General features: G+C 63.9%; 22 protein-coding genes. 19 read left to right on the top strand and 3 right to left on the bottom strand.

The genetic code is table 11. From position 1 onward, the window contains the following. Positions 1-812: fimbrial protein (locus tag ACNPP0_RS02505; RefSeq protein ID WP_448704931.1), on the top strand; the 812-nt coding region annotated here is incomplete at its 5' end. Between the two features lie 47 nt (positions 813-859). On the opposite strand, the gene ACNPP0_RS02500 is transcribed toward ACNPP0_RS02505, so the two are convergent. After that, positions 860-2,632, bottom strand: a complete 1,773-nt coding sequence (locus ACNPP0_RS02500; RefSeq protein ID WP_448704930.1) for a M61 family metallopeptidase — start codon at positions 2,630-2,632, stop codon at positions 860-862. A gap of 39 nt (positions 2,633-2,671) precedes the next feature. Here ACNPP0_RS02500 and ACNPP0_RS02495 point away from each other — a divergent pair, with 39 nt between their 5' ends. The 16 genes from ACNPP0_RS02495 (at position 2,672) to ACNPP0_RS02420 (ending at position 20,843) form a co-directional block, all read left to right on the top strand. Then, positions 2,672-3,448 carry an enoyl-CoA hydratase gene (locus tag ACNPP0_RS02495; protein ID WP_332612478.1) on the top strand — a complete coding sequence of 259 codons (777 nt, stop codon included), beginning with the start codon at positions 2,672-2,674 and terminating at the stop codon, positions 3,446-3,448. A 253-nt stretch (positions 3,449-3,701) separates the two neighbouring features. Next, a complete protein-coding gene (locus ACNPP0_RS02490) occupies positions 3,702-5,258 on the top strand; it encodes a DUF1254 domain-containing protein (RefSeq protein WP_448704929.1) in 1,557 nt (518 codons plus the stop codon). 493 nt (positions 5,259-5,751) lie between these two features. After that, positions 5,752-6,183 carry an ATP synthase subunit I gene (locus ACNPP0_RS02485; RefSeq protein ID WP_332612607.1) on the top strand — a complete coding sequence of 144 codons (432 nt, stop codon included), beginning with the start codon at positions 5,752-5,754 and terminating at the stop codon, positions 6,181-6,183. Positions 6,184-6,270: 87 nt separating this feature from the next. Continuing rightward, the gene (atpB, locus tag ACNPP0_RS02480; protein ID WP_448704928.1) at positions 6,271-7,152 is read left to right on the top strand and encodes a F0F1 ATP synthase subunit A; all 882 of its coding nucleotides are present in this window, start codon (positions 6,271-6,273) and stop codon (positions 7,150-7,152) included. Between the two features lie 118 nt (positions 7,153-7,270). Then, positions 7,271-7,513, top strand: coding sequence for a F0F1 ATP synthase subunit C (atpE, locus tag ACNPP0_RS02475; RefSeq protein ID WP_003815363.1), 243 nt, complete (start codon positions 7,271-7,273; stop codon positions 7,511-7,513). A gap of 144 nt (positions 7,514-7,657) precedes the next feature. After that, complete coding sequence (locus ACNPP0_RS02470) at positions 7,658-8,128, top strand: F0F1 ATP synthase subunit B (protein ID WP_006227275.1); 471 nt, start codon at positions 7,658-7,660, stop codon at positions 8,126-8,128. A gap of 12 nt (positions 8,129-8,140) precedes the next feature. Then, positions 8,141-8,680 carry a F0F1 ATP synthase subunit delta gene (locus tag ACNPP0_RS02465; RefSeq protein ID WP_046806632.1) on the top strand — a complete coding sequence of 180 codons (540 nt, stop codon included), beginning with the start codon at positions 8,141-8,143 and terminating at the stop codon, positions 8,678-8,680. Between the two features lie 28 nt (positions 8,681-8,708). Continuing rightward, positions 8,709-10,250 (top strand): F0F1 ATP synthase subunit alpha, encoded by a 1,542-nt coding sequence (gene atpA, locus ACNPP0_RS02460; RefSeq protein ID WP_006217061.1) that lies wholly within the window; start codon positions 8,709-8,711, stop codon positions 10,248-10,250. 98 nt (positions 10,251-10,348) lie between these two features. Then, complete coding sequence (atpG, locus tag ACNPP0_RS02455) at positions 10,349-11,254, top strand: F0F1 ATP synthase subunit gamma (protein WP_332612473.1); 906 nt, start codon at positions 10,349-10,351, stop codon at positions 11,252-11,254. A gap of 42 nt (positions 11,255-11,296) precedes the next feature. Then, positions 11,297-12,700 (top strand): F0F1 ATP synthase subunit beta, encoded by a 1,404-nt coding sequence (atpD, locus tag ACNPP0_RS02450; protein ID WP_050730535.1) that lies wholly within the window; start codon positions 11,297-11,299, stop codon positions 12,698-12,700. 9 nt (positions 12,701-12,709) lie between these two features. Then, positions 12,710-13,135 (top strand): F0F1 ATP synthase subunit epsilon, encoded by a 426-nt coding sequence (locus tag ACNPP0_RS02445; RefSeq protein ID WP_006217064.1) that lies wholly within the window; start codon positions 12,710-12,712, stop codon positions 13,133-13,135. 195 nt (positions 13,136-13,330) lie between these two features. Further along, on the top strand, positions 13,331-14,194 hold the full coding sequence (locus tag ACNPP0_RS02440) for a helix-turn-helix domain-containing protein (RefSeq protein WP_448704927.1): 864 nt from the start codon (positions 13,331-13,333) through the stop codon (positions 14,192-14,194). Between the two features lie 110 nt (positions 14,195-14,304). Then, positions 14,305-15,378, top strand: a complete 1,074-nt coding sequence (gene hemE, locus ACNPP0_RS02435; protein ID WP_046806627.1) for a uroporphyrinogen decarboxylase — start codon at positions 14,305-14,307, stop codon at positions 15,376-15,378. Between the two features lie 351 nt (positions 15,379-15,729). Next, positions 15,730-17,820: a primosomal protein N' gene (locus tag ACNPP0_RS02430; protein WP_448704926.1), complete on the top strand. Its 2,091-nt coding sequence runs from the start codon at positions 15,730-15,732 to the stop codon at positions 17,818-17,820. Positions 17,821-17,927: 107 nt separating this feature from the next. Then, positions 17,928-19,991, top strand: a complete 2,064-nt coding sequence (locus ACNPP0_RS02425; protein ID WP_448704925.1) for a UvrD-helicase domain-containing protein — start codon at positions 17,928-17,930, stop codon at positions 19,989-19,991. 12 nt (positions 19,992-20,003) lie between these two features. Further along, positions 20,004-20,843, top strand: a complete 840-nt coding sequence (locus ACNPP0_RS02420) for a helix-turn-helix domain-containing protein (protein WP_448704924.1) — start codon at positions 20,004-20,006, stop codon at positions 20,841-20,843. 72 nt (positions 20,844-20,915) lie between these two features. Here ACNPP0_RS02420 and ACNPP0_RS02415 read toward each other — a convergent pair whose 3' ends face one another. Next, entirely contained in the window at positions 20,916-21,944 is a 1,029-nt protein-coding gene (locus tag ACNPP0_RS02415; protein ID WP_448704955.1) for a threonine aldolase family protein, read from the bottom strand. A gap of 150 nt (positions 21,945-22,094) precedes the next feature. Between ACNPP0_RS02415 and ACNPP0_RS02410 the strand changes: the two genes are divergently transcribed. Together ACNPP0_RS02410 and ACNPP0_RS02405 are read left to right on the top strand one after the other, a co-directional pair. Beyond that, complete coding sequence (locus tag ACNPP0_RS02410; RefSeq protein WP_046806622.1) at positions 22,095-22,946, top strand: class II glutamine amidotransferase; 852 nt, start codon at positions 22,095-22,097, stop codon at positions 22,944-22,946. A gap of 169 nt (positions 22,947-23,115) precedes the next feature. After that, positions 23,116-23,736 carry a hypothetical protein gene (locus ACNPP0_RS02405; RefSeq protein WP_332612462.1) on the top strand — a complete coding sequence of 207 codons (621 nt, stop codon included), beginning with the start codon at positions 23,116-23,118 and terminating at the stop codon, positions 23,734-23,736. 103 nt (positions 23,737-23,839) lie between these two features. On the opposite strand, the gene dapD is transcribed toward ACNPP0_RS02405, so the two are convergent. After that, positions 23,840-24,817 carry a 2,3,4,5-tetrahydropyridine-2,6-dicarboxylate N-succinyltransferase gene (dapD, locus tag ACNPP0_RS02400; RefSeq protein WP_448704923.1) on the bottom strand — a complete coding sequence of 326 codons (978 nt, stop codon included), beginning with the start codon at positions 24,815-24,817 and terminating at the stop codon, positions 23,840-23,842. Positions 24,818-24,905: the final 88 nt, after the last annotated feature.

The raw sequence follows: 24,905 nt of genomic DNA, 5'->3' as shown, positions 1-24,905 counted from the left end.
GCCCCGCGCCCGTGGGCAGCACGATCCACTCCATTTCCATCAACGACCCCGCGGCCAAGGTCAAGTGCACTTCTACGCGAGACACGTTTTCGTACGGATTCGTGTCGAACCCCACCCCGGTCGCCGGCTACGACAGGGTGTATGCGTCGGGCATACCGGGCATCGGGGTACGCGTCTTCTGGCCGCACGAATACGGCGTGTTCATGCCGTCGCCCATGACGCCAAAACGAAATCTCAATCCCTGGGACTACACCCCACCGCAGACTTTCAGGATCGATTTCATCAAGACAGGGCCGATCCAGTCCGGAACGACGCGGGACCTACGCGTTGAAGTGCGCTACAGCGCCTTGGTCAGCAACGCTATCGTCTTCAACAACCTTGGCTACGACGCAAAGATCATCAGCTGCCTGCCCATTGACAGCGAAATGAAGGTGGACATGCCTACCATTCGTGACCGGGATCTGGGTCATGTGGGCGCCACGGCCGGTGCCCACCCCTTTACTGTCAATCTGGCATGCGACCCCGGCGTGAAAGTCGCCTATCGGATCGACGCGCCGGGCCAGGAAAACAACGTGATCAGGAACTCCAGCGCAGAAGGAATGGCGAAAGGGGTGGGGGTGCAACTGGTGATGGGGGACGTTGGCAGCAATGTCGTTCAACCGCTGGAGACGCGCATGGAAATCACGTCGACGCCCAACGCGGGCCCGGCCATCGTGTCGATTCCCTTGGCCGCGCGCTACTACCAGACTGCGCCCAAGTTCACGGGGGGCAAGATCAGCGCGACCGCCACGATGACCCTGTTCTACGAATAAGAAGCCGGATCAGGTAAGCGGGGCGCGCGTGGTGCGCGCCCGTGTCCTTACACCGTCAACACGCAGTCCAGCGCTTCGGGCGCGTTCAGCCTGACGCGGAACGCGCGCAGCTCGTCGCGCCGGAACACATGCACCGTCACGCGGTCGCCCGGCAGGTATTGCGACAGCAGCATGTCCAGGCCCGCCGGCGCTTCCACCCGCAATCCGTCCAGCGCCACCAGCACGTCACCCGCCGACAGCCCGCCCTTGTGCGCCGCGCCGCCTTCCAACACGGTGGCAAGCGTCAGCGCGTCGCCTTGTTTGCGCGTGCGCACATCCAGCGTAGGAATGTTGACCGACGTTTTCCAATGCAACGTAATGCCTTGATCGGCCAGCAGTTCGGCCAGCGGCACGTCGGCCGTGCCGTAGGCGTGGCGCGCGATGAAGCGCCGGGTGTCCACGCCGGTGGCTTCCAGGATCAGCCCCGGCAGCGCGTCTTCCGGCAGGCCTTGCGGCTTGCCCTGAAAGAAGTCGCGGCCGTAGCGGTCCCATAGCAAACGCATTACATCGTCCAGCGAGTGCGCGCCGCCGCTTTCGCGGCGGATCAGCAGGTCCAGCCCCAGCGCCACCAGCGCGCCCTTGGTGTAGTAGCTGACCAGCGCGTTCGGCGAATTCTCGTCCTGCTTGTAATAGCGGGTCCACGCGTCGAACGAACTTTCCGCCACGGATTGCTTGGCGCGGCCCGGGGTGCGGGCGACGCTGGTGATGGTCTTGGCCAGCAGGCGCAGATATTCCGTTTGCGTGATCGCGCCGGAACGCAGCAGCAGCAGGTCGTCGTAGTAAGACGTGAAGCCTTCGAACACCCACAACAAGCGCGTCAGGTCGGGCTGCTCAAGATGGTAGGGCGCAAAGGCCTGCGGCTTGATGCGCTTGACGTTCCAGGTGTGAAAGTACTCATGGCTGACTAGGCCGAGAAAGCCGCGATAGCCTTCGCCCTGGCCTTGCTGGCCCAGCACCGGCAAGTCTTTGCGGGCCGTCATCAGCGCGGTGCTGGCGCGATGTTCCAGGCCGCCGTAGCCGTCGCCGGTGATCATCGTCATGAAGACGTAGCGGTTCGAGCTGTCCAGGAAGGGCGCGCGCTTGGTGCGCGGCTCGAAGAATTCAATCTGCGTGTCGCAGATCTTCTTCACGTCGGACGCGATGCGAGCCAGATCCAGGTTGGGCGCCACGCCCGTGAACACCAGTTCGTGTTCGGCGCCATGCGAGGTAAAGCTGACCACCTGCGGCCGGCCCATTTCCACCGGGTGGTCGATCAACGCATCGTAGTCGGGCGCCAGGTACAGGCCAAAGCCGTGGCGCCGTGCCGCGCCCCGCTGGCCGGTGGCTTCCGGCAGGCTGGTGTAGACCTTCCAGCCGTCGATGCCACGCGGGGGCGCCAGGTCAACCAGGCAGGGCAGGTGGTCTTGCCCGTGCACACGCAGGAAGACGCTGGTGCCGTTGAAAAAGCCATGCGTTTCATCCAGGTGCGCGCCGCGTACCGACAAGTCCCAGGCATAGACGACGTATTCCACCCGCAGGGGCCCGTCCACGGGCGCAGCCTGCCAGGTGTGGTTATCGATTTTGTCGACAATCACCCGGCGCGAACCCGAGTACGCCGCCACGGATTCAATCTGGCGGGAAAAGTCGCGGATCAGATAGCTGCCCGGAATCCAGGCCGGCAACGACAAGCGCTGGCCGTCGGGCGAGGGGGCGTCGATCGTTAGGGTTATCCGGTAGCGGTGTCCGGCGGGGTCATAGGGCGTCAGGCGGTAAAGTACGGGGCAAGCGTTGTCTTTTTTCATGCTCGTATCTTATTTCATACTTCCTACTGGAGACATTCAATGAGCGAGTCGTTTGTGCTGGTCGAAACCCGGGGCCGCGTCGGTCTGCTGACGCTGAACCGCCCCAAGGCGCTGAACGCGCTGAACGATCAACTGATGGATGAGCTCGGCGCGGCGCTGTTGGCGTTCGAGGCCAACGCCGACATCGGCTGCGTGGTCATCACCGGCAGCGAAAAGGCGTTTGCCGCGGGCGCGGACATCGGCGCCATGAAAGACTGGTCGTACATGGACGTGTACGGCAGCGAATACATCACCCGCAACTGGGAAACCCTGAAGCGCATTCGCAAACCCGTGATCGCCGCCGTGGCCGGCTACGCCTTGGGCGGTGGCTGCGAGCTGGCGATGATGTGCGACATCATCATCGCCGCCGACAATGCCAAGTTCGGCCAGCCCGAAATCAAGCTGGGTGTGATCCCCGGCGCGGGCGGCACGCAGCGCTTGCCGCGCGCGGTGGGCAAGGCCAAGGCCATGGACCTGGCCTTGACCGCCCGCATGATGGGTGCCGAAGAAGCCGAGCGCGCCGGCCTGGTCTCGCGCGTGGTCGGCGCCGACAAGCTGATGGAAGAAGCGCTGGACGCCGCGACCGTGATCGCATCGATGTCGCTGCCGTCCGTGATGATGGCCAAGGAATGCGTGAACCGCGCGTTCGAAGGCTCGTTGAACGAAGGCTTGTTGTTCGAGCGCCGCGTGTTCCATTCGCTGTTCGCCACCGAAGACCAGAAGGAAGGCATGGCGGCTTTTACCGAAAAGCGCAAACCGGACTTTAAACACCGTTAAGGCTTGTTACGACAGTAAAACGCCCGCGCCGATGTCGCGGGATGCCCAGCGCGCCCACACCGGCGCGCTTTTTCATGGGCGCGGCAGGCGTGCGGGCACGTTGCGCCTTGAAACGTCTGGGCAGCACCTTGTTGCAGAGTTCTTCCCTATGCTGGTTAAGCGTCATCAAGAGGTGCCGCGCCAGAGCGGCTTGCCCCACTGGCAAGTCCCGCGCGGCGGCTCGCTAGCAAACAAAATCAAGAAGGAGCCTTGCATGCGTACATTTATCGCTAACCGCCGGTGGTCGACCGCGGTACTCGCCGGCGCGTTAAGCGTCTGCTTCATGACCGCCACCCAGGCTCAATCGCCGCAGCCCTCGCTGCGCCTGGTTTCCGAAACGCCCTATCCCGCCTCGTCCGCGCCCGCGCCGCAGACGAGCGAAGCGGAATTGCGTGACACCGCGATCGACGCCTATGTCTACGCCTACCCGATGGTGCTGATGGAGCTGGCGCGTCGCAAGGCCACCGCCGTGCAGACGCCGCTGGACGGCCGCGCGCCAATCAACCAATTCGGCCACAAGACCGCGTTCCCCGATCCGCGCGCCGCCGATACGCCGTGGCCCAGCGCCGCTGCGCTGTATTCCAGCCTGTGGTTCGACGTGTCGCAAGCGCCGCTGATCGTGAACCTGCCCGATACCGGCGGCCGCTACTCGGTGCTGTCGGCGCTGGACATGTGGAGCGACGTGTTCGCCTCGCGCGGCACGCGTACCAACGGTCGCGGCGCGCAGTCGTTTGCGATTGTCGGCCCGAATTGGCAAGGCACCCTGCCCACGGGCATGGACGTCATCCACAGCCCGACCTCGACGGGTTGGCTGATCGGCTGGACGCAGACGGGCGGCCCGCAAGACTATGCCGCCGTGAATCAGATCCAGGCCGGCATGACCGCGTCGCCGCTTATCGCCCCGGCCGCCTCCGCCACCACGCCGTACCGCAACCGCAACGCCGGCAACGCGTATCCGCAAACCGGATCACGCGTGGGCTCGGCGCCGATCGGCAGCGGCTTGCCCATGCCGACGCCGGTGAATGTTCCGGACGGCACGCCCGCCGAACAAGCCGCCAGCATGGACGCCGCGTCGTTCTTCACGGTGTTCTTCGACGTGCTGCGCAACAACCCGCCGCACGCCAACGACACACCCATCCTGGACCGCATGCGCCGCATCGGCCTGGATAGCCGTCAACCGTTCTCGTATGGACGCCTGAGCCCCGCGGTGCAACAGGCGCTGGCCGACGCGCAGCCACTGGCGGGTCGCCGTATCGCCGATGGCGTGGCGCGCCTGGGCACGCCGATCAATGGCTGGAATACCGTGCTGTCCGGCATCGGCACCTACGGCACCGACTATTCGCGCCGCGCCGCCATCGCCTACGCGGGCCTGGGCGCGCCGACGCCGGAAGACGTGCTGTACCCGGTGACCGTGTCCGACTCGAAGGGCCGCCAGCTCAAGTCCGATGAAGACTACGTGCTGCACTTCGACAAGGGCCAGCTCCCGCCGGCCAACGCGTTCTGGTCGCTGCACGTCTATAACGACAAGCACGGCTTTGGCGAGAACCCGGCCAACCGTTACGCCCTGCGCAGCACCGACGGCCTGAAGTACAACGCGGACGGTTCGCTGGACATCTACATCCAGCGTCGCGACCCGGGCGAGAAGAAGCGTTCCAACTGGATCAGCTCGCCGGCCGCCGACGGTCCGTTCCTGTTGAGCATGCGTTTGTACTGGCCGCAGGACACCGCGCTGGACGGTCTGTGGGCGCCGCCGCCGGTCAAGGAAGATTGATCGCAGCCGTGTATTAGCACCGCTTGCCGAAACTAAAAGCGGCCCTTTGTACAAGGGCCGCTTTTTTATCGCGGGACCGCGTGGGGCAAGGCTTGCGGGACCATTGAGCAAGCATTGCCCGCGTCCCTAATTTCAGTGTTGCGCGGTCGTTGCGCCCACCTTACAAACGGCCGAAAGTTCATTTGCTTGGGCAAAAAGATTCACGCTATACTCTGCGGGTTTGACGCTTGCGGGATAAGAACACGTGGCGGCCGGGTATGCAAAAGCGGGGCTGAAAAGCACTGACATGCATGGGCAAGCCGGTTCTGACAGGGTAGTAGTGCAGCGGGGATGCTTGATGCAAAAGATGCGCGGGTCAGAAGTAGAGGCAGCGCAAAGCTCAGCACAAGGCTCGATGCGAGGCGCGTTGTATGGTGAACAACCGGGTGAACAATCGGGTGGAAAACCGGGTGAACACCAAGGTGAAAAACCGCAACAGCAGCAGCAGCGAGATTTGTTGGACCAGGATGATGAAGTAAAAGTTCTGGTGCTTAGCGACGCAGACCGCGCCGCGCTGAATGCTCAGGCAAGCCGAGGTCTCCTGTTGGCATTGGCGGCGCAGGGCGCCATGGGGCTCGCAGCGGCAGTAATTGCGGGAGTTGTCGGAGGGGCGGCGGCGGGTTGGTCGGCGCTGGCGGGGGCGGGAGCGTATTTCATACCCAATGCATTGTTTGCATTGCGCCTGGTTGTCAGCGTTCGGGCTGGTCGCGCCAACCCTTTTACCTTTCTCTCTGGTGAGTTGATCAAGTTATTCGCAACGGCGTTGTTGTTGTGGGTGCTTTCGCGTGTGGCACAGGACAGTCTGGTTTGGCCTGCCGCATTGCTGGGTTTGATACTCACATTGAAGGGCTACCTCCTGCTCTTGATGTTCCGCAAGTTGTCTTAGCGCCGAGCAGTAAGTAGCGGCAAACGTGATCGTGGAATCGTCCGGCTCGCAAGGGTTCGGGCATACAGCAAATAGGGTAGGATTCAAATGGCTGCTGCCAGCGACGTGTCGCCTCAGTCCGCGTATATTCAGCATCACTTGGTGCATCTGAACAATACCGGTGAAAAACAGAGCGCAATTGCTCAGTTCGACATCATCAATTACGACTCGTTGTTCTGGTCCGGCCTGATGGGTCTGATCGTCATTTTCTTCCTGTGGCGCGCTGCTCGCCGCGCCACCAGTGGCGTGCCGCCCCGCTTCCAGGCCTTCGTGGAAATGATCGTCGACATGGTCGACGACCAGGCCAAGGGCATTGTCCACAACGCCAAAAGCCGTCTTTTCATCGCCCCGCTGGCGCTCACCGTGTTCCTCTGGATCATCCTGATGAACGCGCTGGACTTGCTGCCGGTTGACCTGTTGCCCTCCATCTGGCGCCTGACCGGCCTGGGTGCCGAGCACGGCGACCCCCTCTATTACCACCGCATTCTGCCGACGGCCGACTTGAACGTGCCCATGGGCATGTCGCTGGGCGTGCTGCTGCTGATGTTCTATTACGGCATCAAGATCAAGCACCCGGGCGGCTTCGTCAAAGAACTGTTCACCGCGCCGTTCCATGCGCATGGCCTGGGCGCCGTTGTGCTGGCCCCGTTCAACCTGCTGCTGAACCTGATCGAATACGCCGCCAAGTCCGTGTCGCTGGGCATGCGGTTGTTCGGCAACATGTTCGCCGGCGAACTGATTTTCATGCTGATCGCCCTCCTGGGCGGCGCCTGGACCGGCTTTAACGGCGCCAGCATCGGCTTGGGAATCGGCCACATCCTGGCCGGCTCCATCTGGGCGATCTTCCACATCCTGATCGTTCTTCTGCAGGCCTTCATCTTCATGATGCTGACACTGGTGTATCTCGGCCAGGCACACGAAGGCCACTGATCCCCCGAATTTCCTGCGCTGGCCACCCGGCCAGCGTGGGATAGCAAGATTATCTTGCATTGAGCTGTACCCCTTATTTTTCAATTTTTGACTTCAGATTTCTAACCAAGGAGTTGTCATGACCAACGTCGCTTTCGTTGCCCTCGCTTGCGGTCTCATCATCGGTTTGGGTGCTATCGGCGCTTGCATCGGCATCGCATTGATGGGCGGCAAGTATCTGGAAGCTTCGGCTCGTCAGCCTGAGCTGATGAACGCTCTGCAAACGAAGATGTTCCTGCTGGCCGGCCTGATCGACGCGGCATTCCTGATCGGCGTGGGTATTGCCATGCTGTTCGCCTTCGCCAACCCGTTCGTCGGTTAAGGCAGCGCCCGCCGGCGAATAGGCGGGTCATGACGTTGGCGGCGATGTGGGCAACAGCCCCGTCGCCGGCCAGCAAAGTATCGAGTGCTCCGTGACGCCCCTTTCCGGGTGCGGTCGGAGCCGCAAGGTGTTAAAGGAACGACCGTGAATCTGAACGCGACGATCATTTTCCAGATGCTCGTGTTCTTCGTTCTGGGCTGGTTCACGATGAAATTCGTGTGGCCTCCTCTGACGAAGGCGATGGACGAGCGCCGCCAAAAAATCGCCGACGGCCTTGCCGCCGCCGAGAAGGGCAAAGCCGACTTGGCTCAAGCCCAGGCGCGCGTCAGTCTGATCGAGGCTTCTGCCAAGTCCGAAAACCACGCCCGCATCATCGAGGCCGAGAAGCAAGCCGCCTCCCTGATCGAGCAAGCCCGCCGTGAAGCGGAAGCTGAACGCGCCCGCATCGTGGCTCAGGCTGCTCAGGATGCCGCGCAGGAAGTCCAGCGCGCTCGTGACTCGCTGCGCGACGATGTTGCCGCGTTGGCCGTCAAGGGTGCTGAACAGATCCTCAAGCGCGAGGTTGACGCCCGCGCCCACGCCGAGCTGCTCAACCAGCTTCGCGCGCAGCTTTAATCCGGGACCGTCATGGCTGAACTTTCCACTGTTGCCCGGCCCTACGCTGAAGCGCTCTTCAGCGCAGCGCGCGACGACAAGGCCGGCTTGCCGGCCTGGGCCGACCTGGTCAGCGAAATGTCGCAGGTCGCCTCCAACCCGGACGTGCGCGAGGCCATGGCCGACCCGCGTCTGGGCGATAAGCAGCGCGTCGAGCTGTTCTCCGGCCTGATCAAGGCCGAACTGCCGCAGGCCGCCCGTAATTTCATCGAGTTGCTGGTTGAAAACGACCGGCTGCTGCTGCTGCCCGACATCGCCTCGCAATTCGTGGTGCTGCGCAATCGTCACGAGGGCACGGCGCAGGCGGAAATCACCAGCGCGTTCGAGCTGAGCGACGCCCAGGTCAAAGACCTGGTTGCCGCCCTTGAACAAAAATTCGGCCTCAAGCTCAAGCCCAACGTCACCGTCGACCAGTCGTTGATCGGCGGCGTGCGCGTGGCTGTCGGCGACCAAGTGCTCGATACTTCCGTACAAGCTCAATTGGTCCGCATGCGCGATCAGCTCGCCGCTTAAGGCAACTAACAGGATTCCAGGAGTCAATATGCAACTCAATCCCTCCGAGATCAGCGAACTGCTCAAGAGCCGCATCGAGGGCCTGGGCGCTTCGGCTGATGTCCGTACTCAGGGCACCGTCGTGTCCGTGACCGACGGTATTACCCGCATCCACGGCTTGTCCGACGTGATGCAGGGCGAAATGCTCGAATTTCCCAACAATGTTTTCGGTCTGGCGCTCAACCTCGAGCGCGATTCCGTCGGCGCCGTTATTCTGGGCGACTACACCGGCATCTCCGAAGGCGACCAGGTCAAGACGACCGGCCGCATTCTGGAAGTCCCGGTCGGTCCGGAACTGAAAGGCCGCGTGGTCAACACGCTGGGCGAGCCGATCGACGGCAAGGGCCCGGTCAACGCCAAAGAAACCGACATCATTGAAAAAGTGGCGCCTGGCGTTATCGCCCGCCGCTCGGTGTCGCAGCCGCTGCAAACCGGCGTCAAGGCTATCGACTCGATGGTGCCGATCGGCCGTGGCCAGCGCGAGCTGATCATTGGCGACCGCCAGACCGGCAAGACCGCCGTCGCTGTCGACACGATCATCAGCCAGAAGGGCAAGGGCGTCACCTGCGTGTACGTCGCTATCGGCCAGAAGGCTTCCACGATCAACAACGTGGTGCGCAAGCTGGAAGAGCACGGCGCGATGGAATACACCATCGTCGTGGCCGCTTCGGCTTCGGACTCGGCCGCCATGCAATACCTGGCCGCCTACGCCGGTTGCACGATGGGCGAATACTTCCGCGATCGTGGCGAAGACGCCCTGATCGTTTATGACGATCTGACCAAGCAAGCCTGGGCCTACCGCCAGGTGTCGCTGCTGCTGCGCCGTCCGCCGGGCCGCGAAGCCTACCCGGGCGACGTGTTCTACCTGCACTCGCGTCTGCTGGAACGTGCTGCCCGCGTGAACGAAGACTACGTCGAAAAGTTCACCAACGGCGCCGTCAAGGGCAAGACCGGTTCGCTGACCGCACTGCCGATCATCGAAACGCAGGCAGGCGACGTGTCCGCCTTCGTTCCGACCAACGTGATCTCGATCACCGACGGCCAGATCTTCCTGGAAACCGACCTGTTCAACGCCGGTGTCCGCCCCGCCATCAACGCCGGTATCTCGGTGTCGCGTGTGGGTGGTGCTGCGCAGACCAAGGTCGTCAAGAAGCTGTCCGGCGGTATCCGTACCGACTTGGCGCAGTACCGTGAACTGGCCGCCTTCGCGCAATTCGCTTCCGACCTGGACGACGCCACCCGTCGCCAGCTGGAACGCGGCAAGCGCGTGGTCGAACTGCTCAAGCAGCCGCAATACCAGCCGCTGCAAGTGTGGGAACTGGCCGTCACGCTGTACACGGTCAACAACGGCTACCTGGATGACGTGGACGTGGCCCAAGTGCTGTCGTTCGAGAAGTCGCTGAAGGATCAGCTGAAGGCCAAGCATGCGGCCATGATCCAGCGCATCGAAGACACCAAGGAACTGTCCAAGGACGACGAGGCCGAACTGGCCACCGCCGTTCAGGAATTCAAGAAGCACGGTGCTTTTTAAGAAAGTGATGGGTTAGGCGTCTGCAACGCCTCACCCGTCCTTACCGGATGGTTGAGGCGTGAGCGGAACCCATCGGCCAGTCTTCACAGGAAAGCGCAATGCCCGGAATTAAGGAAATCCGAACCAAGATCAAGAGCGTGCAAAACACGCGCAAGATCACCAAGGCGATGGAAATGGTCGCCGCATCCAAAATGCGCAAGGCGCAGGAACGGATGCGTGCTGGTCGTCCGTACGCCACCAAGGTGCGCGAGATTGCTGCGCACCTGATGCAAGCCAACCCCGAGTACAGCCACCCGTACCTGGTCGAACGCGAAGTCAAGGCGGTCGGCGTGGTCATGGTGACGACTGACAAGGGTTTGTGCGGCGGCTTGAACACCAACATCACTCGCGTGACGTTGGGCAAGCTGAAAGAGTTCGAGAAAAACGGCATCGCCGTGCAAGCGACCGCTTTCGGCAACAAGGGCGTGGGTGTGCTGACCCGTATCGGCGCCAAACTGGTTTCCCAGGAAGTGCAACTGGGCGACAAGCCGCAACTGGACCGCCTGCTGGGCGCGATCAAGGTGCAGCTGGACGCCTACCTGGACGGCCGCATCGATGCGCTGTACGTGGCTTCGACCCGCTTCGTCAACACGATGAAGCAGGAGCCGCTGTTCCTGCGCCTGCTGCCGTTGGCCAGTGGTTTGGATGATCCGTACCAATCGGGTGCCGAAAGCCTGGCCAAGACGTCGGAAGTGAAGTCGGACTACAGCTGGGATTACATCTACGAACCCGACGCCCGTAGCGTGATCGACGACCTGCTGCAGCGTTACGTTGAAGGCCTGCTGTATCAAGCCGTGGCCGAGAACATGGCTTCGGAGCAGTCGGCCCGGATGGTCGCCATGAAGGCGGCGTCGGACAACGCCAAGAAGGTCATCGGAGAGCTGCAACTGGTCTACAACAAGACCCGTCAGGCCGCGATCACCAAAGAAATTTCGGAAATCGTAGGGGGCGCTGCCGCCGTTTAAGGCAGGCAGCTCCCGTCTAAAGCTATCAAGCAAGGAATCGACATGAGCAACGGAACCATCGTTCAGTGCATCGGCGCCGTGGTGGATATTCAGTTCCCCCGCGATCACATGCCCAAGATCTATGAAGCGCTTACCCTGGCTGACGACGAGTCTTCGTCGTTCGCCGAAAAGGGCCTGACGCTGGAAGTGCAGCAACAGCTGGGCGACGGCGTGGTGCGTACCATTGCGCTGGGCTCCAGCGACGGTCTGCGTCGCGGCATGAAGGTCACGGGCACGGGCGCTCCGATCTCGGTGCCGGTCGGCACCGGCACGCTGGGCCGCATCATGGACGTGCTGGGTCGTCCCATCGACGAAGCCGGCCCGATCCAGCACGAAGAAAAGCGTGGCATCCACCAATCGGCTCCCCGTTTCGACGAACTGTCGCCGTCGGTGGAACTGCTGGAAACCGGCATCAAGGTTATTGACTTGGTGTGCCCGTTCGCAAAGGGCGGCAAGGTCGGCCTGTTCGGCGGCGCCGGCGTGGGCAAGACCGTGAACATGATGGAACTCATCAACAACATCGCCAAGCAGCACAGCGGTTTGTCGGTGTTTGCCGGCGTGGGGGAACGTACCCGCGAAGGCAACGACTTCTACCACGAAATGGAAGAGTCGAACGTTCTGGACAAGGTTGCGATGGTGTTCGGTCAGATGAACGAACCCCCGGGCAACCGCCTGCGCGTGGCGCTGACCGGCCTGACGATGGCCGAGAAGTTCCGTGACGAAGGCCGCGACATCCTGTTCTTCGTGGACAACATCTACCGCTACACGTTGGCCGGTACCGAAGTGTCCGCACTGCTGGGCCGTATGCCGTCGGCCGTGGGCTACCAGCCCACGCTGGCTGAAGAAATGGGCAAGCTGCAAGAGCGCATCACGTCGACCAAGACGGGCTCGATCACGTCCATCCAGGCCGTGTACGTCCCTGCGGATGACTTGACCGATCCGTCGCCTGCCACGACCTTCCAGCATTTGGACTCCACCGTCGTGCTGTCGCGTGACATCGCTTCGCTGGGTATCTACCCGGCCGTGGATCCGCTGGATTCGTCCAGCCGCCAGCTCGACCCGCAAGTCGTGGGCGAAGAGCACTACGCCGTTGCGCGTGGCGTGCAGCAAACGCTGCAACGCTACAAGGAACTGCGCGACATCATCGCGATTCTGGGCATGGACGAACTGTCGCCGGAAGACAAGCAGGCCGTGGCCCGCGCGCGTAAGATCCAGCGCTTCCTGTCGCAGCCGTTCCACGTGGCTGAAGTGTTTACCGGCTCGCCCGGCAAGTACGTTCCGCTGGCCGAAACCATCCGTGGTTTCAAGATGATCGTGGACGGCGAGTGCGATGCCCTGCCGGAACAGGCCTTCTACATGGTCGGTTCGATCGACGAGGCCTTCGAGAAGGCCAAGAAACTGCAATAAGGAACCGATATGGCTACCCTGCATGTGGATGTCGTCAGCGCAGAGGAAGCGATCTTCTCCGGTGAGGCGAAGTTCGTGGTGCTGCCTGGCGAAGCGGGTGAACTGGGCATCTTGCCCGGCCACACCCCGCTGATTTCGCGCATACGCCCCGGTACGGTCAAGATCGTTCGTGCCGACCAAGGCGAGGAAAACATCTTCGTCGCCGGGGGCATTCTGGAAGTGCAGCCGGGCAGCGTGACGGTTTTGGCCGACACCGCTATCCGTGCTTCCGACCTGGACGAAGCCCGCGCCGTGGAAGCTCGCAAGAAGGCCGAAGAGGCCCTGGCGAACGCCAAGGACAAGGCTGACATCGCAGTTGTCGAAGCGGAACTCGCCATGCTGGCTGCGCAAGCCATCGCGGCGCGCAAGCTGCGCCAAGGCGGTCGTTCGCACTAAGCGGCACAGCAGTACACGCCGGGTTCGCCCGGATCGAAAAAAGCGGCCCCTGGCCGCTTTTTTCATGCGCGCTCCGCTTGCAGCGGCTTGCCGCAATGCCGCTGACGGGGCGACCGCAATGCGTTCGATACGAATAGCTGGGCCGCAACGGCAACAGTAGCCTTCAACTTTGCCTGACAAGCCAAGGGGAAAGCGGTGCGACAAGTCCTGGATTGCGGGGTGCTGCTGGCGCCCGGCCACGAGGCCGCCATGCGCGACTGGGTGGCGCGTCATCAAAGCGGGTTGCCCCGCGTACGCCTGCATCTGGTGCCGATGGATGCAACGCCTGCCGCCACGCGTACAAGCGCCGCGCAGCCCACCGCGGGGTACATCGCGGCGCCGCCGGCAGACGGGGCACCTGACGTCCAGGTGCTGGCGCGCATGGCGGTGGCGCTGCGTCGCTATGACAGCTGCGTCCTGCCGGTGGCGCCCTGGTCGGTGGCGTGGGCGCGCACGGCGCTGTCGATGGCTGGCGCGGATCTGACGACACCATTGTTGCTGCTGATGGACGATATGAAGGCGCCCGCCATTGAAGACTTGCTGGGCCTGGGCGCCACCGACTTCATGGCTCAGCCCGCCTGCCTGGAAAGCATGCGGGTGCGGCTGGGCCGCCTGTGCCGGCCGGTGGCGGGCCGGCTGTCTCCTTGGCAGCAGCAGCGCGCGTCCCAGGTGCAGGAATCCGCAGCCAACTATCTGGCGCCCGGTGACGGCGCGGGCTTGCCGCCACATGCGCCGCGGCCGCGCGTGGCGCCCGACGTGCTGGAACAGGGCCTGGCCAGCTTGCGCGACCCCCGGCGGCTACCGGCGCACGAAGCGTTTCGCTTGGCGAAGTCGCGGGTGGTGGCCGGGTTTGAGCGCGATTACATTCACCACGCGCTGTCGCGTCACGGCGGTAATGTGGCGCAGGCGGCGCGCGCGTCCGCCAAGCATCGGCGGGCCTTCTGGGCGCTGATGCGCAAACATGGCATCGACGCGGCCCCGTTTCGCCGAGCCGCGCAATTGCGCGGCCTGCGTCCTTGAACGGCGCGCCGGTGCCCGCATTTGCGCGTTGGCAAGCACTGTGTGCGGGCTTGCCGCTGCTTGCCGCCCAAGGGAAGTAAAATCACGGCTTCCGATCAACGAGGATAGTCGTGTCTGCTTCCAGCTTGAAGAACGATGTGTTCTTGCGCTCGCTTTTGCGCGAGCCCGTGCCCTATACCCCGATCTGGCTGATGCGCCAGGCGGGTCGCTACCTGCCGGAGTACCGCGCCACGCGGGCCCGCGCAGGCTCTTTCATGGGCCTGGCTCAGAACCCGGACTACGCCATGGAAGTCACGTTGCAGCCGCTAGCGCGCTTCGACCTGGATGCGGCCATTCTGTTTTCCGACATCCTGACCGTGCCGCATGCCATGGGCCTGGGCCTGGATTTCGCGGAAGGCGAGGGCCCGCGCTTCGCGCACCCGGTGCGCGATGAGCAAGACGTGGCCCGCCTGGCGGTGCCCGACATGGACAAGCTGCGCTACGTGTTTGACGCGGTCAGCGTGATCCGCCGCGAGTTGGACGGCAAGGTGCCGCTGATCGGCTTTGCGGGCAGCCCGTTCACCATTGCCTGTTATATGGTCGAGGGCAAGGGCAGCGACGACTACCGCCTGATCAAGACAATGCTGTATTCGCGGCCCGATCTGCTGCACCGCATCCTGGAGATCAACGCCGAGGCCACGCTGCAATACCTGAACGCGCAGATCGCCGCGGGCGCGCAAGCCGTCATGTTGTTCGACAGCTGGGGCGGTGTGTTGGCGGACGGCCTGTTCCAGCAGTTTTCGCTGGCGTATACCAAGCGCGTCGTCGACGGCCTGACTCGCGAACATGAAGGTCGGCGCGTGCCGGTCATCGTGTTCACCAAGGGCGGCGGGCAGTGGCTTGAGCAGATCGCAGCGTGTGGTTGTGACGCGGTGGGGCTGGACTGGACGGTGGACCTGGCCGCCGCCCGCCGCCGCACCGGTGACTCCGTGGCCTTCCAGGGCAACCTGGACCCGATGGCGCTGTTTGGCGGCGGCCCCGCCATTCGCGCCGAAGCGCGCCGGGTGCTCGACGCTTTCGGGCCGGTGGGCAAGGGCGGCCACGTGTTCAATCTGGGACACGGAATCTCGCGCTTCACTCCGCCAGAAGCCGTAGCCGAACTGGTTGAAGAAGTCCACCAACATAGCCGCTCGCTGCGCGGGTAAGTGAGTGAACGCTTCGGTCCGCAGGGCCGAAGTTCTAGGGCCCCGGCAAGGACTTGTGCACAGCAAGAATTTGCTCGGGGAAAGCCCTTTAGAAGCTAGTTTACAATCTTGGAACATTGCATAGATCGTTGTTTTTAAAAGGAAAAAGCGGGTTTTCCACTGGATTGCTCCCTGCCGGGCAATCTAGGCTTATTCCGAAAGTTGATGTTGCCCCAGCCTTTTCCCCAAAGTTATCCACAGGCGTCGATAGAGTCGCTGCGCGCATCCGGGCCCCAATTTCCCGGCCGCCCCACCGACCGTTGACCCTCATCCCTTCGGATTAATACTTCCCCGTGACACCCACCTGCCTCCATGTCTGATTTGCTGCCCAGCCCGCCCGCCGAAGCCGTTTGCTGGGTGCGCGTGGCGCTGGATGTGCCGTTGCCCGGCCCGTTCGACTATCGCAGCGATGCGCCTGTTGCCGTGGGCTTGCGGGTCATCGTTCCGTTTGGCCGGCGCAAGATGATCGGGGTGGTGGTGGAGAACCCGGCGCAGCCGTCCTACGACCCCAAGCAGATCCGGCCGATTGAACAGGTGCTGGACGACCTGCCCCCGTTTGACGAGGACTGGTTGCGGCTGGCGCGCTTTGCCGCGGACTACTACCAGCGGCCGTTGGGCGAAGTCATGTTGCCGACCTTGCCCCCGCCCCTGCGCAAGCCCACGGCGTATCAAGGCAAGCGCTCGGCCGGTGGCCCCGTCACCCGCCTGGACAACCGCAAGCGCAAGCCGGTGCGTACGCCTGCCAAGGCTGACCAGCCGCCCGAACTGAACGACGCGCAGCTTGCCGCGGTGGATGCCATCGGCGCGCTGACCGCTTTCAAACCCGTGCTGCTGCATGGCGTGACGGGCAGCGGCAAGACCGAGGTCTACCTGCGCGCCGCCGAAAAAGTACTGGGCCAGGGCCGCCAGGTTCTGCTGATGGTCCCGGAAATCAATTTGACGCCGCAGCTTGAAGGCGCGTTGCGCGCGCGCCTGGAAGCGTTGGTGGGGCCGGACGGGCTGGCGGTCATGCACAGCGGGCTGTCCGACGGCGAACGCTTGCAGGCCTGGGCGCGCGCCCAGCGAGGCGAAGCGCGCATGCTGCTGGGCACGCGCATGTCGATCTTCGCGCCGCTTGGCAAGCTGGGCCTGATCGTGGTCGATGAAGAGCACGACGCGTCCTACAAGCAGCAGGACGGGCTGCGCTATTCGGCGCGCGATCTTGCCGTGTGGCGCGCGCACGACCTGAACATCCCCGTGGTGCTCGGCTCTGCCACGCCGTCCCTGGAAACCTGGCAGCATGCCGAGCGCGGTCGCTACCTGCGCCTGACGCTGCCGGGGCGCGCGCGTTCCAGCACGTTGCCGTCGATGCGGCTGGTGGACACGCGCCGGTTGCAAATGAAGCACGGCATGTCGCCGCAACTGCTGGACGCCATCGGACAGCGGCTGGAACGCAAGGAACAGTCGCTGATCTTCCTGAACCGGCGCGGCTATTCCCCCGTGCTGCATTGCCAGTCGTGCGCGTGGGTCAGCAATTGCCCGCGCTGCACCGCGTTTACCGTGCTGCATCGCACGGACGGACGCGGGCATCGCTTGCAGTGCCACCATTGCGGCTACCAGGCGCCGGTGCCACGCGCATGCCCGGAATGTGGCGACCAGGATCTGGCCCCCATGGGCCGGGGTACCCAGCGCGTCGAAGAGCATCTGGCTGAACTGTTCCCCGAGGCGCGCATCCTGCGTATCGACGCCGACAGCACACGCAAGAAGGGCAGCGCCGAGGCGCTGTTCGCGTCCGTGCATGCGGGCGAGGTCGACATTCTGGTTGGCACGCAGATGGTGGCCAAGGGCCACGATTTTGCGCGCTTGGGGTTGGTGGGCGTGCTTAATTCAGACTCGATGCTGTTCGCGCACGATTTTCGCGCGCCCGAACGGCTGTTTGCCCAGCTGATGCAGGTGGCCGGCCGCGCGGGACGCCATCAGGGCAACGGCGAAGTGCTGATCCAGACCGGTTATCCCGAGCAGCCCGTGTACCAGGCGCTGTTGCGCCACGACTACGCGGGCTTTGCGCGCCACGCCTTGCATGAACGCGAAAGCACCGGCTTGCCGCCATTTGTGTATCAGGCCCTGCTGACCGCCGAGGCGCGCGAGCTGAAAGTGGCGCAAGCCTTCCTGGAGCGCGCCCGCGTGTTGCCCGAAGGGGAATGGGCGGCCGACTTTCCCGGCCTGGACGCCATCATGCTGTATGACCCGGTGCCGCTGCGCGTGGTGCGCGTGGCCAACATCGAACGCGCGCAGTTGTTGGTGGAAAGCAGCAGCCGCCCGGCCTTGCAGGCATTCCTGGCGTCGTGGTCGCACCACCTGCCGTACATCGCCAACGAGGCGCGCGTGCGCTGGCAATTGGAGGTGGATCCGCTTGAAATCTAGTTGCGGCCTGCCCTCATGCGCCGGCCAGGCGATTGTTCTATGATCTTCTTCCTCTATCGCGCTGGCGCGGCAGGCGCTTGGCGCCTGCGCCCGTTTTAAAGCTCAACATGTCCGCTAGCGAATCCATTGCCCAAGGTATGAACCCCGCTCAACGCGAGGCGGTGCTGTACCTGGACGGCCCCTGTCTGGTGCTGGCCGGCGCCGGCAGCGGAAAGACGCGGGTGATTACTCAGAAAATCGCGTATCTGCTGCGTGAGTGTGGCTACATGGGCCGCAACGTGGTGGCGCTGACCTTCACCAACAAGGCGGCGCGCGAGATGGACGAGCGCGTCAAGACGCTGGTGGACCGCAAGCTTTCCAAAGGCCTGATCATCAGCACGTTTCACTCGCTGGGCGTGAAGATGCTGCGCGACGAAGCGCGCAACGCCGGCCTGAAGCCCACGTTCTCCATCCTGGATGCCGACGACGCCATGTCCATCATCCAGGAGTTGCTGGCCACCACCGACAAGGCCCGGCTGCGGCACGTGCAGGGCATCATTTCGCTGTGGAAGAACGCGCTGCTGGAACCCGACGACGCCGCGCGCGAAGCCGTCACGCCGGGCGACGTGGAAGCCGCCAACATCTACCGCAGCTACGCCGCCACGCTGGCCGCGTATCAGGCCGTGGATTTCGATGACCTGATCCGCATCCCCGCGCTGCTGCTGTCCAGCAACGAAGAGGTGCGCACGCGTTGGCAGAACCGCGTGCGCTACCTGCTGGTGGATGAATACCAGGACACCAACGTGTGCCAGTACCGCCTGGTGCAGTTGCTGACGGGCTCGCGTGCCATGTTCACGGCGGTGGGCGACGACGACCAGGCCATCTACGCCTGGCGCGGCGCCACGATCGAAAACCTGGCCAAGCTGACCACCGACTACCCGAACATCAAGCTCATCAAGCTGGAACAGAACTACCGCTCGGTGCAGCGCATTCTGGCCGCCGCCAACGCGGTCATTGAAAAGAACCCCAAGCTTTTCGAAAAAAAGCTGTGGTCCGATCTGGGCGTGGGCGAACCCATCCTGGTGTCGGCCATGGACGGCGAAGAACAGGAAGCAGAATCCATCGCCATGAAAGTGTCGGCCTCGCGCTTCGAGCGCCAGGCGCAGTGGAAAGATTTCGCCATCCTGTATCGCAGCAATCACCAGTCGCGCATTCTTGAGCAGGCGCTGCGCAACCTGAAGATTCCGTACACCATCTCGGGCGGGCAAAGCTTTTTCGACAAGGCCGAAGTGCGGGATGTGTTGGCGTACCTGCGGCTGCTGGCCAACGACGATGACGACCCCGCGTTCATCCGCGCGGCCACCACGCCCAAGCGCGGCATCGGCCAGGCCACGTTGCAGGTGCTGGGCCAGTACGCCGCCACGCGCGAACTGTCGCTGCTGGCCGCCGTGGCGGAGACAGGGCTGGAAAGCCTGTTGGCGCCGCGCCAGCTGGACCCGTTGCGCACCTTTGCCGAATTCATTCGCCGCATGCAATGGCGCGCCGGCCGCGGCGCCGCTTCCGGCAAGGACGCCGCGCCCGCCGAGCCGGCCGGTGTCATCCTGGATGACCTGGTGGAAGCCATCCAGTACGAACGCCACCTGTTCGAACTGTTCGAAGAGCGCCCCGCGCAAACGCGTTGGCAGAACGTGTTGGAACTGACCGGCTGGCTCAAGCGCAAGGCCGAGGAGGACAACATGTCGCTGTTTGATCTGGTGCAGCACGTGGCGCTGGTGACGATGCTGGAACGCGGTGAAGAAGACGAGCCCGACGCGGTCAAGATGTCTACCTTGCACGCGTCCAAGGGGCTGGAGTATCCGCACGTGTACCTGGCGGGCGTCGAGGAAGGCTTGCTGCCGCACTTGGGCAAGGACGACGAAGTGGGTGACCCGGCCCGCGCCGCCGAGAACCTGGCCACGCGCATTCAGGAAGAACGGCGCTTGATGTACGTGGGCATCACGCGCGCGCAGCGCAGCCTGAACCTTAGCTGGTGCAAGCGCCGCCGCCGCGCGCGTGAAGACCTGGTGCGCGAGCCTTCGCGGTTCATCGAAGAAATGGGATTGGGCGACGTGCGTTTGCAGGAAGACGAAGCCACCGCCGCGATGAACCCCAAGGAACGCATGGCGATGTTGAAAGCGCTGTTGAAGAAATAGCGGGAAAGCCGCATGCCTGCCCCGCTTAAAGACGACGTCCGCTATCTGCCGGTGCGCGGCACGCCGGGGCTGGTGCTGGGGCAGGCGCGGCTTTGCCAGTTTGAGTTTGACCGCCACTATCACGAGGACTATCACATTGGTCTGGTGACGCAGGGCGTGCAGCGGCAGTGCTTTCGCGGGCAGAGCATTTTGCTGGGGCCGGGCGGCATCGCGCTGATGCCGCCCGGTGAAATCCATGATGGCTCGGGCGCGGGCGAGCACGGCGCGGCTTATGTGTTGAAGACGTTCCGTATCTCGGCGGCGCTGATGCGCACCTGCATTGAAGACGTTTCCGCTACCGCCGCGCAGGAACGGTTCCTTGGCACGCTGGTGCAGGACGCGGACCTTGCGCGGCGCTTCATGGCTTTGCACAACGTGTGGATGTCCGGTGCGGCGGACGAGCCGCTGGCGCGGCAAGCGCAGGCACTGAGCGTGATGGCCGACCTGTTCGTGCGCACGCGCACCGTCAAGCCGCAAGCGGTCAAGGGCGGCTTGTCGGCCGCGCATCAACGGGCCGTGCGCGATTACTGCCTGGCGCATCTTGCCGACAAGATTTCATTGGACGACCTGGCCCGGCTTTGCGGGCTGAGCCGCTTTCAGTTTCTACGACGTTTTACGCACAGCACGGGGTTGACGCCGCACGCGTGGTTGGTCCGACTGCGCCTGGAACGCGCCTGCGCGGCGCTGGCCGGCGCGCGCCTGTCGGTGGCCGAGGTGGCCGCCGACGTGGGCTTCTATGACCAAAGCCATTTCAACCGCGCCTTCCGCGCCGCCTACGGGGCACCGCCGTCGGCGTATCAGCCGTCGGCATAGGCCGACCGCGAAAACGACGCGGGCGCTCGGCGCGCGCTGGCCGGCTGGCGGCCAACGTAATTGTTGCCGGTCTCAGCCCACCCGAGCGCGCAACGCGGACAGGAAATGATCCACATCCTGTTCCGTGGTGGCAAAGGACGTCACCAGGCGCACGACGCCGGGGCCCCAGCGGTCGTGATAGAAGCGAAAGCCGTCAGCCAGCAGCCCGTCGATGGCGGCGGTGGGCAGCTGGCAGAACAGGATGTTGGCGTCCGCCTTGCCTTGCATCGCGACGCCGGGCAAGCCTTGCATGCCGGCCGCCAGCCGCGCAGCCATGGCGTTGGCCTGGCGCGCGTTGCGCAGCCAAAGGTCATTGTCCAGATACGCCTGCATCTGCGCCGACAACAGCCGCATCTTTGAAAACAGATGGCCGCCACGCTTGCGCCTGAACGCCAGTTCCTGCGCGCGTTCGGGCTTGAACAGCACGATGGCCTCGGCTCCCAGCACGCCGTTCTTGGTTGCGCCGAACGACAGGATTTCGACGCCCGCCTTCCACGTCATTTCCGCCGGCGTGCAATCCAGGCTGACCAGCGCGTTGGCAAAGCGGGCGCCGTCCATGTGCAGGGGCAGCCCCGCATCGCGGCAGACGCCGCTGATGGCCTGGATCTCGTCCAGGGTGTAGACGCTGCCTGTCTCCGTGGCCTGGGTGATGCTGACGCAGGACGGCTGGACGGTGTGCACGTCGCCCATCTTGCGGCGCGCGTGGTCCGCAAGCTGGACGGGGTCGATCTTGGCATTGTCGCCGCCCAGCAGGGTCAGGCGGGCGCCGTTGGTGTAGAACTCGGGCGCGCCGCATTCATCGTTGGCGATATGGCTTTGCGTGTGGCACAGCACCGCGCCCCAGGGCGGCGTCAGCGTGGCAAGGCTGAGTGAATTGGCCGCGGTGCCCGTGGGCACCAGCAACACGTCCACCTCGTGTTCAAAGATGTCGGCAAGGCGGCGCTGCACGTTCAGCGTGCCGTCATCGCCGCCATAGGCCGGGGCCTGCCCGGCGTTGGCGCGCAGCAGCGCGTCCATGACCTCGGGGCTGGCGCCTGCAATGTTGTCGCTGGAAAAGCCCATTTGCAGGGCGGGGACGGATAAGAGCGTGTTCACGATGGGGTTCCGGCTTATTGGGCAAAAGCGTCACTGTGCCGGGGTGCGCGCCGCCAGGCTTGTAGAAAATTGCGGCTGGCTTCTACACTGGGAAAATCCGTCTTGAAGGAGCGCATCATGTGTCGTTGGCTGGCTTACACCGGTAGTCCCTTGCAGATGGAAAGCGTGCTGTTCAAGGCCAAGCATTCGCTGATCGACCAAAGCCTGCACGCGCGGCTGGGCGCCACCACGACCAACGGCGACGGCTTCGGGCTGGGCTGGTACAGCCGACCGTACGATGGCCACATCGAGCCGCCGTTTCGATACCGCAGCGTGCACCCCGCCTGGAACGACCGTAATCTGCGCGAAGCGGCGCGCGCCATCCACGCGCCTTTATTCGTGGCGCACATCCGCGCCGCCACCGACACGCCCGCCCAAGAAACCAACTGCCATCCGTTTCGCCACGGGCAGTGGCTGTTCGTGCACAACGGGGTCATTCGCGACTATCCGCTGCTGCGCCGCGACCTGATGCTGATGATCGCGCCCGCCTATTTCGGCTCATTGGAAGGGTCCACCGATTCGGAAGTGATGTTTCTGCTGGCGCTGACCTTCGGCCTGGACGAAGACCCTATCCGCGCGCTGGCCCGCATGGTGGGTGCCGTGGAAGAGACGGGCCGCCGCCACGGCGTGACGCATCCGATCAACATGACGGTGTGCGCGCTGGACGGGCACCGGCTGATTGCGGTGCGTTATTCCAGCGAGGCGGAATCGCGCACGCTGTTCCACAACACCTGCGTGCGCCATTTGCGCGAGCTATATCCGGAAGACCCGCAGATCGCCGCGCTGGACGAGAACGCGTTCTTGCTGCTGTCCGAACCCTTGAGCGAGATGCCCGGCGTCTGGGAAGAGGTGCCCGAGGCCACCGCGATCATCGCCGGGGGCGGCGACGTGCGGCATTACCCGTTTGCGCCGATTGCGCCGGGGCCGTGACGCGGCCGCTGATCCCGCGTGAAACCGCCGGATTGCACCAGAAATCAGCGAAATTGGCCGATAAATAGGGGTCATCAAGCACGCTTCGCTCATATAAGCGAGAATGCGTGTCGCATGACGGTGCGACGTCCTGGGCCGCGAAAGCACCCCAACTCAATAAGGAAGTTGCATGACAGATAGCAAAACCCCGCAGGTCTCAGACGCATTGGCGGTGTTTACGCACACGGGGAGCGCCCCGGTTCGCTTTGAATTGCATGACAAAGGCGTGGTCTGCCAACAAGGCGACACGCGCCGCTACACCGCGTTCGCGGATGTCCTGGATCTTTGCCTGTTCCCCGCCGAAGCGGGCGCAACGGCAGGTCCGATCAACCAATTTGCCTACCGTACGAAGCTGGCGCAAGACTGGACCATCGTGTCCGGCGAGGTCAGCAACTTCGCCCAGTTCATGGATGCCTTCCGCTCGCGTTATGTCGCGCAGCGCCTGCCCGTGCTGGAAGCGTTGATGGCCGATGGTGAGCGCGTTGCGTTCCGGTATATCAAGTCCGGTGAGTTTCCCGGCGTGCAGACGCAGGAACTGGCCCTGTCGGCCGAAGGCCTGCATATCGATGGCGCCACCTGGCCTTACGAGTCGTTGCAGCGTATCGACCTGAACGACTGGACCGAAACCATCACGCTGCAAGACGATAGCGGCAAGACGGTGTTTTCGTGCGTGGCCACGCGTATTCTCAGCTCGGATCTGCTGGTGAACCTGGTGTACGACCAGCTGGGCCAGACGGCGGAATACGCCTGATAGGGCATTGCCCTCAAGCGGCGTAACGGGCGCGCTTGAAACGCAATGAAGAAGGGCCGCCATCGTGCTACGAGCGGCCCTTTTTGCATGCTGCGCGGCGAGATTAATGCCCGGCGTGCAGCGCCGGATTCAACGTGCCCCAGGCCGCCGTGCGCACCAAGGTTTCCACCACACCGGTTTGTGAATTGCGGCGGAACAGCAGGCCGTGCCGGCCCGCCAGCGACGCGGCTTTCACCACGGCGCCTTCGGGCGTCAACACGCGCGTGCCCGCCGTGATGTAGCAGCCGGCTTCCACCACGCAATCGTCGCCCAGCGAAATGCCGATGCCGGAATTGGCGCCCAGCAGGCAGCGCTTGCCGATGGACACCACCTGCTTGCCGCCACCCGACATCGTGCCCATGATGGACGCGCCGCCGCCGATATCGCTGCCGTCATCGACGATGACGCCCGCGCTGATGCGGCCTTCGACCATCGAAGCGCCCAGCGTGCCGGCGTTGAAATTGCAGAAGCCTTCGTGCAGCACGGTGGTGCCTGGCGACAGGTACGCTCCCAGCCGCACGCGTGCCGTGTCGGCAATGCGCACGCCGCTGGGCACCACGTAGTCGGTCATGCGGGGGATCTTGTCCACGCCTCGTATTTCCAGCACCTGCCCGGTGGCGCGCAATTGCCAGCGCAGGGCATCGACCTGATCCACCGCGCACGGCCCGGCAGAGGTCCATGCCACGTGGGACAACACGCCGAACAAGCCGTCCAGGTTGGCCTCGTGCGGCCGGATCAGGCGGTGGCTGAGCAGGTGCAGGCGCAGGTAGGCATCGTGCGCGTCTGCCGGTGGCGCAGCCAGTGACGCGATGGCCGTGCGCACCGCCACGATATCGACCTTGCGGCGCGTGTCGCGCACCAGCGCGGTGGGCACGTGTTCGCCCAGCGCCGCGCGCGCTTCCTCTGGCGTCAGGTGGCGCGTGCCCCCCGCCGGCGTGTGATCGGCCAGCGACGGGCGCGGGTACCAGGTGTCAAGGACGGTGCCGTCGGCCGCCAGCGTGGCAAGACCGTAGGCAATGGCGCTGTCTGAGGTGTCGGACATGGCGGATGGGCGTAGCGTTGACGTGGATTGAATGGTGAGGCCTGAGTGGGGCCTGAGGCGGGCCGGTGAATCCGGAAGTCACCGGCCC

This window comes from Achromobacter semiaridum (genome assembly GCF_053543755.1).
Note: the sequence above shows the minus strand (reverse complement) of the source record. Positions and strands in the feature narration are given on the sequence as shown.

What these genes read in the sequence shown, in the direction of transcription:
- ACNPP0_RS02500 (WP_448704930.1), bottom strand. Translation starts at nt 2,632, where the DNA reads ATGAAAAAAGACAACGCTTGCCCCGTACTTTACCGCCTGACGCCCTAT.
- ACNPP0_RS02495 (WP_332612478.1), top strand. Translation starts at nt 2,672, where the DNA reads ATGAGCGAGTCGTTTGTGCTGGTCGAAACCCGGGGCCGCGTCGGTCTG.
- ACNPP0_RS02490 (WP_448704929.1), top strand. Translation starts at nt 3,702, where the DNA reads ATGCGTACATTTATCGCTAACCGCCGGTGGTCGACCGCGGTACTCGCC.
- atpB (WP_448704928.1), top strand. Translation starts at nt 6,271, where the DNA reads ATGGCTGCTGCCAGCGACGTGTCGCCTCAGTCCGCGTATATTCAGCAT.
- atpE (WP_003815363.1), top strand. Translation starts at nt 7,271, where the DNA reads ATGACCAACGTCGCTTTCGTTGCCCTCGCTTGCGGTCTCATCATCGGT.
- ACNPP0_RS02465 (WP_046806632.1), top strand. Translation starts at nt 8,141, where the DNA reads ATGGCTGAACTTTCCACTGTTGCCCGGCCCTACGCTGAAGCGCTCTTC.
- atpA (WP_006217061.1), top strand. Translation starts at nt 8,709, where the DNA reads ATGCAACTCAATCCCTCCGAGATCAGCGAACTGCTCAAGAGCCGCATC.
- atpG (WP_332612473.1), top strand. Translation starts at nt 10,349, where the DNA reads ATGCCCGGAATTAAGGAAATCCGAACCAAGATCAAGAGCGTGCAAAAC.
- atpD (WP_050730535.1), top strand. Translation starts at nt 11,297, where the DNA reads ATGAGCAACGGAACCATCGTTCAGTGCATCGGCGCCGTGGTGGATATT.
- ACNPP0_RS02445 (WP_006217064.1), top strand. Translation starts at nt 12,710, where the DNA reads ATGGCTACCCTGCATGTGGATGTCGTCAGCGCAGAGGAAGCGATCTTC.
- ACNPP0_RS02430 (WP_448704926.1), top strand. Translation starts at nt 15,730, where the DNA reads ATGTCTGATTTGCTGCCCAGCCCGCCCGCCGAAGCCGTTTGCTGGGTG.
- ACNPP0_RS02425 (WP_448704925.1), top strand. Translation starts at nt 17,928, where the DNA reads ATGTCCGCTAGCGAATCCATTGCCCAAGGTATGAACCCCGCTCAACGC.
- ACNPP0_RS02420 (WP_448704924.1), top strand. Translation starts at nt 20,004, where the DNA reads ATGCCTGCCCCGCTTAAAGACGACGTCCGCTATCTGCCGGTGCGCGGC.
- ACNPP0_RS02415 (WP_448704955.1), bottom strand. Translation starts at nt 21,944, where the DNA reads ATGGGCTTTTCCAGCGACAACATTGCAGGCGCCAGCCCCGAGGTCATG.
- ACNPP0_RS02410 (WP_046806622.1), top strand. Translation starts at nt 22,095, where the DNA reads ATGTGTCGTTGGCTGGCTTACACCGGTAGTCCCTTGCAGATGGAAAGC.
- ACNPP0_RS02405 (WP_332612462.1), top strand. Translation starts at nt 23,116, where the DNA reads ATGACAGATAGCAAAACCCCGCAGGTCTCAGACGCATTGGCGGTGTTT.
- dapD (WP_448704923.1), bottom strand. Translation starts at nt 24,817, where the DNA reads ATGTCCGACACCTCAGACAGCGCCATTGCCTACGGTCTTGCCACGCTG.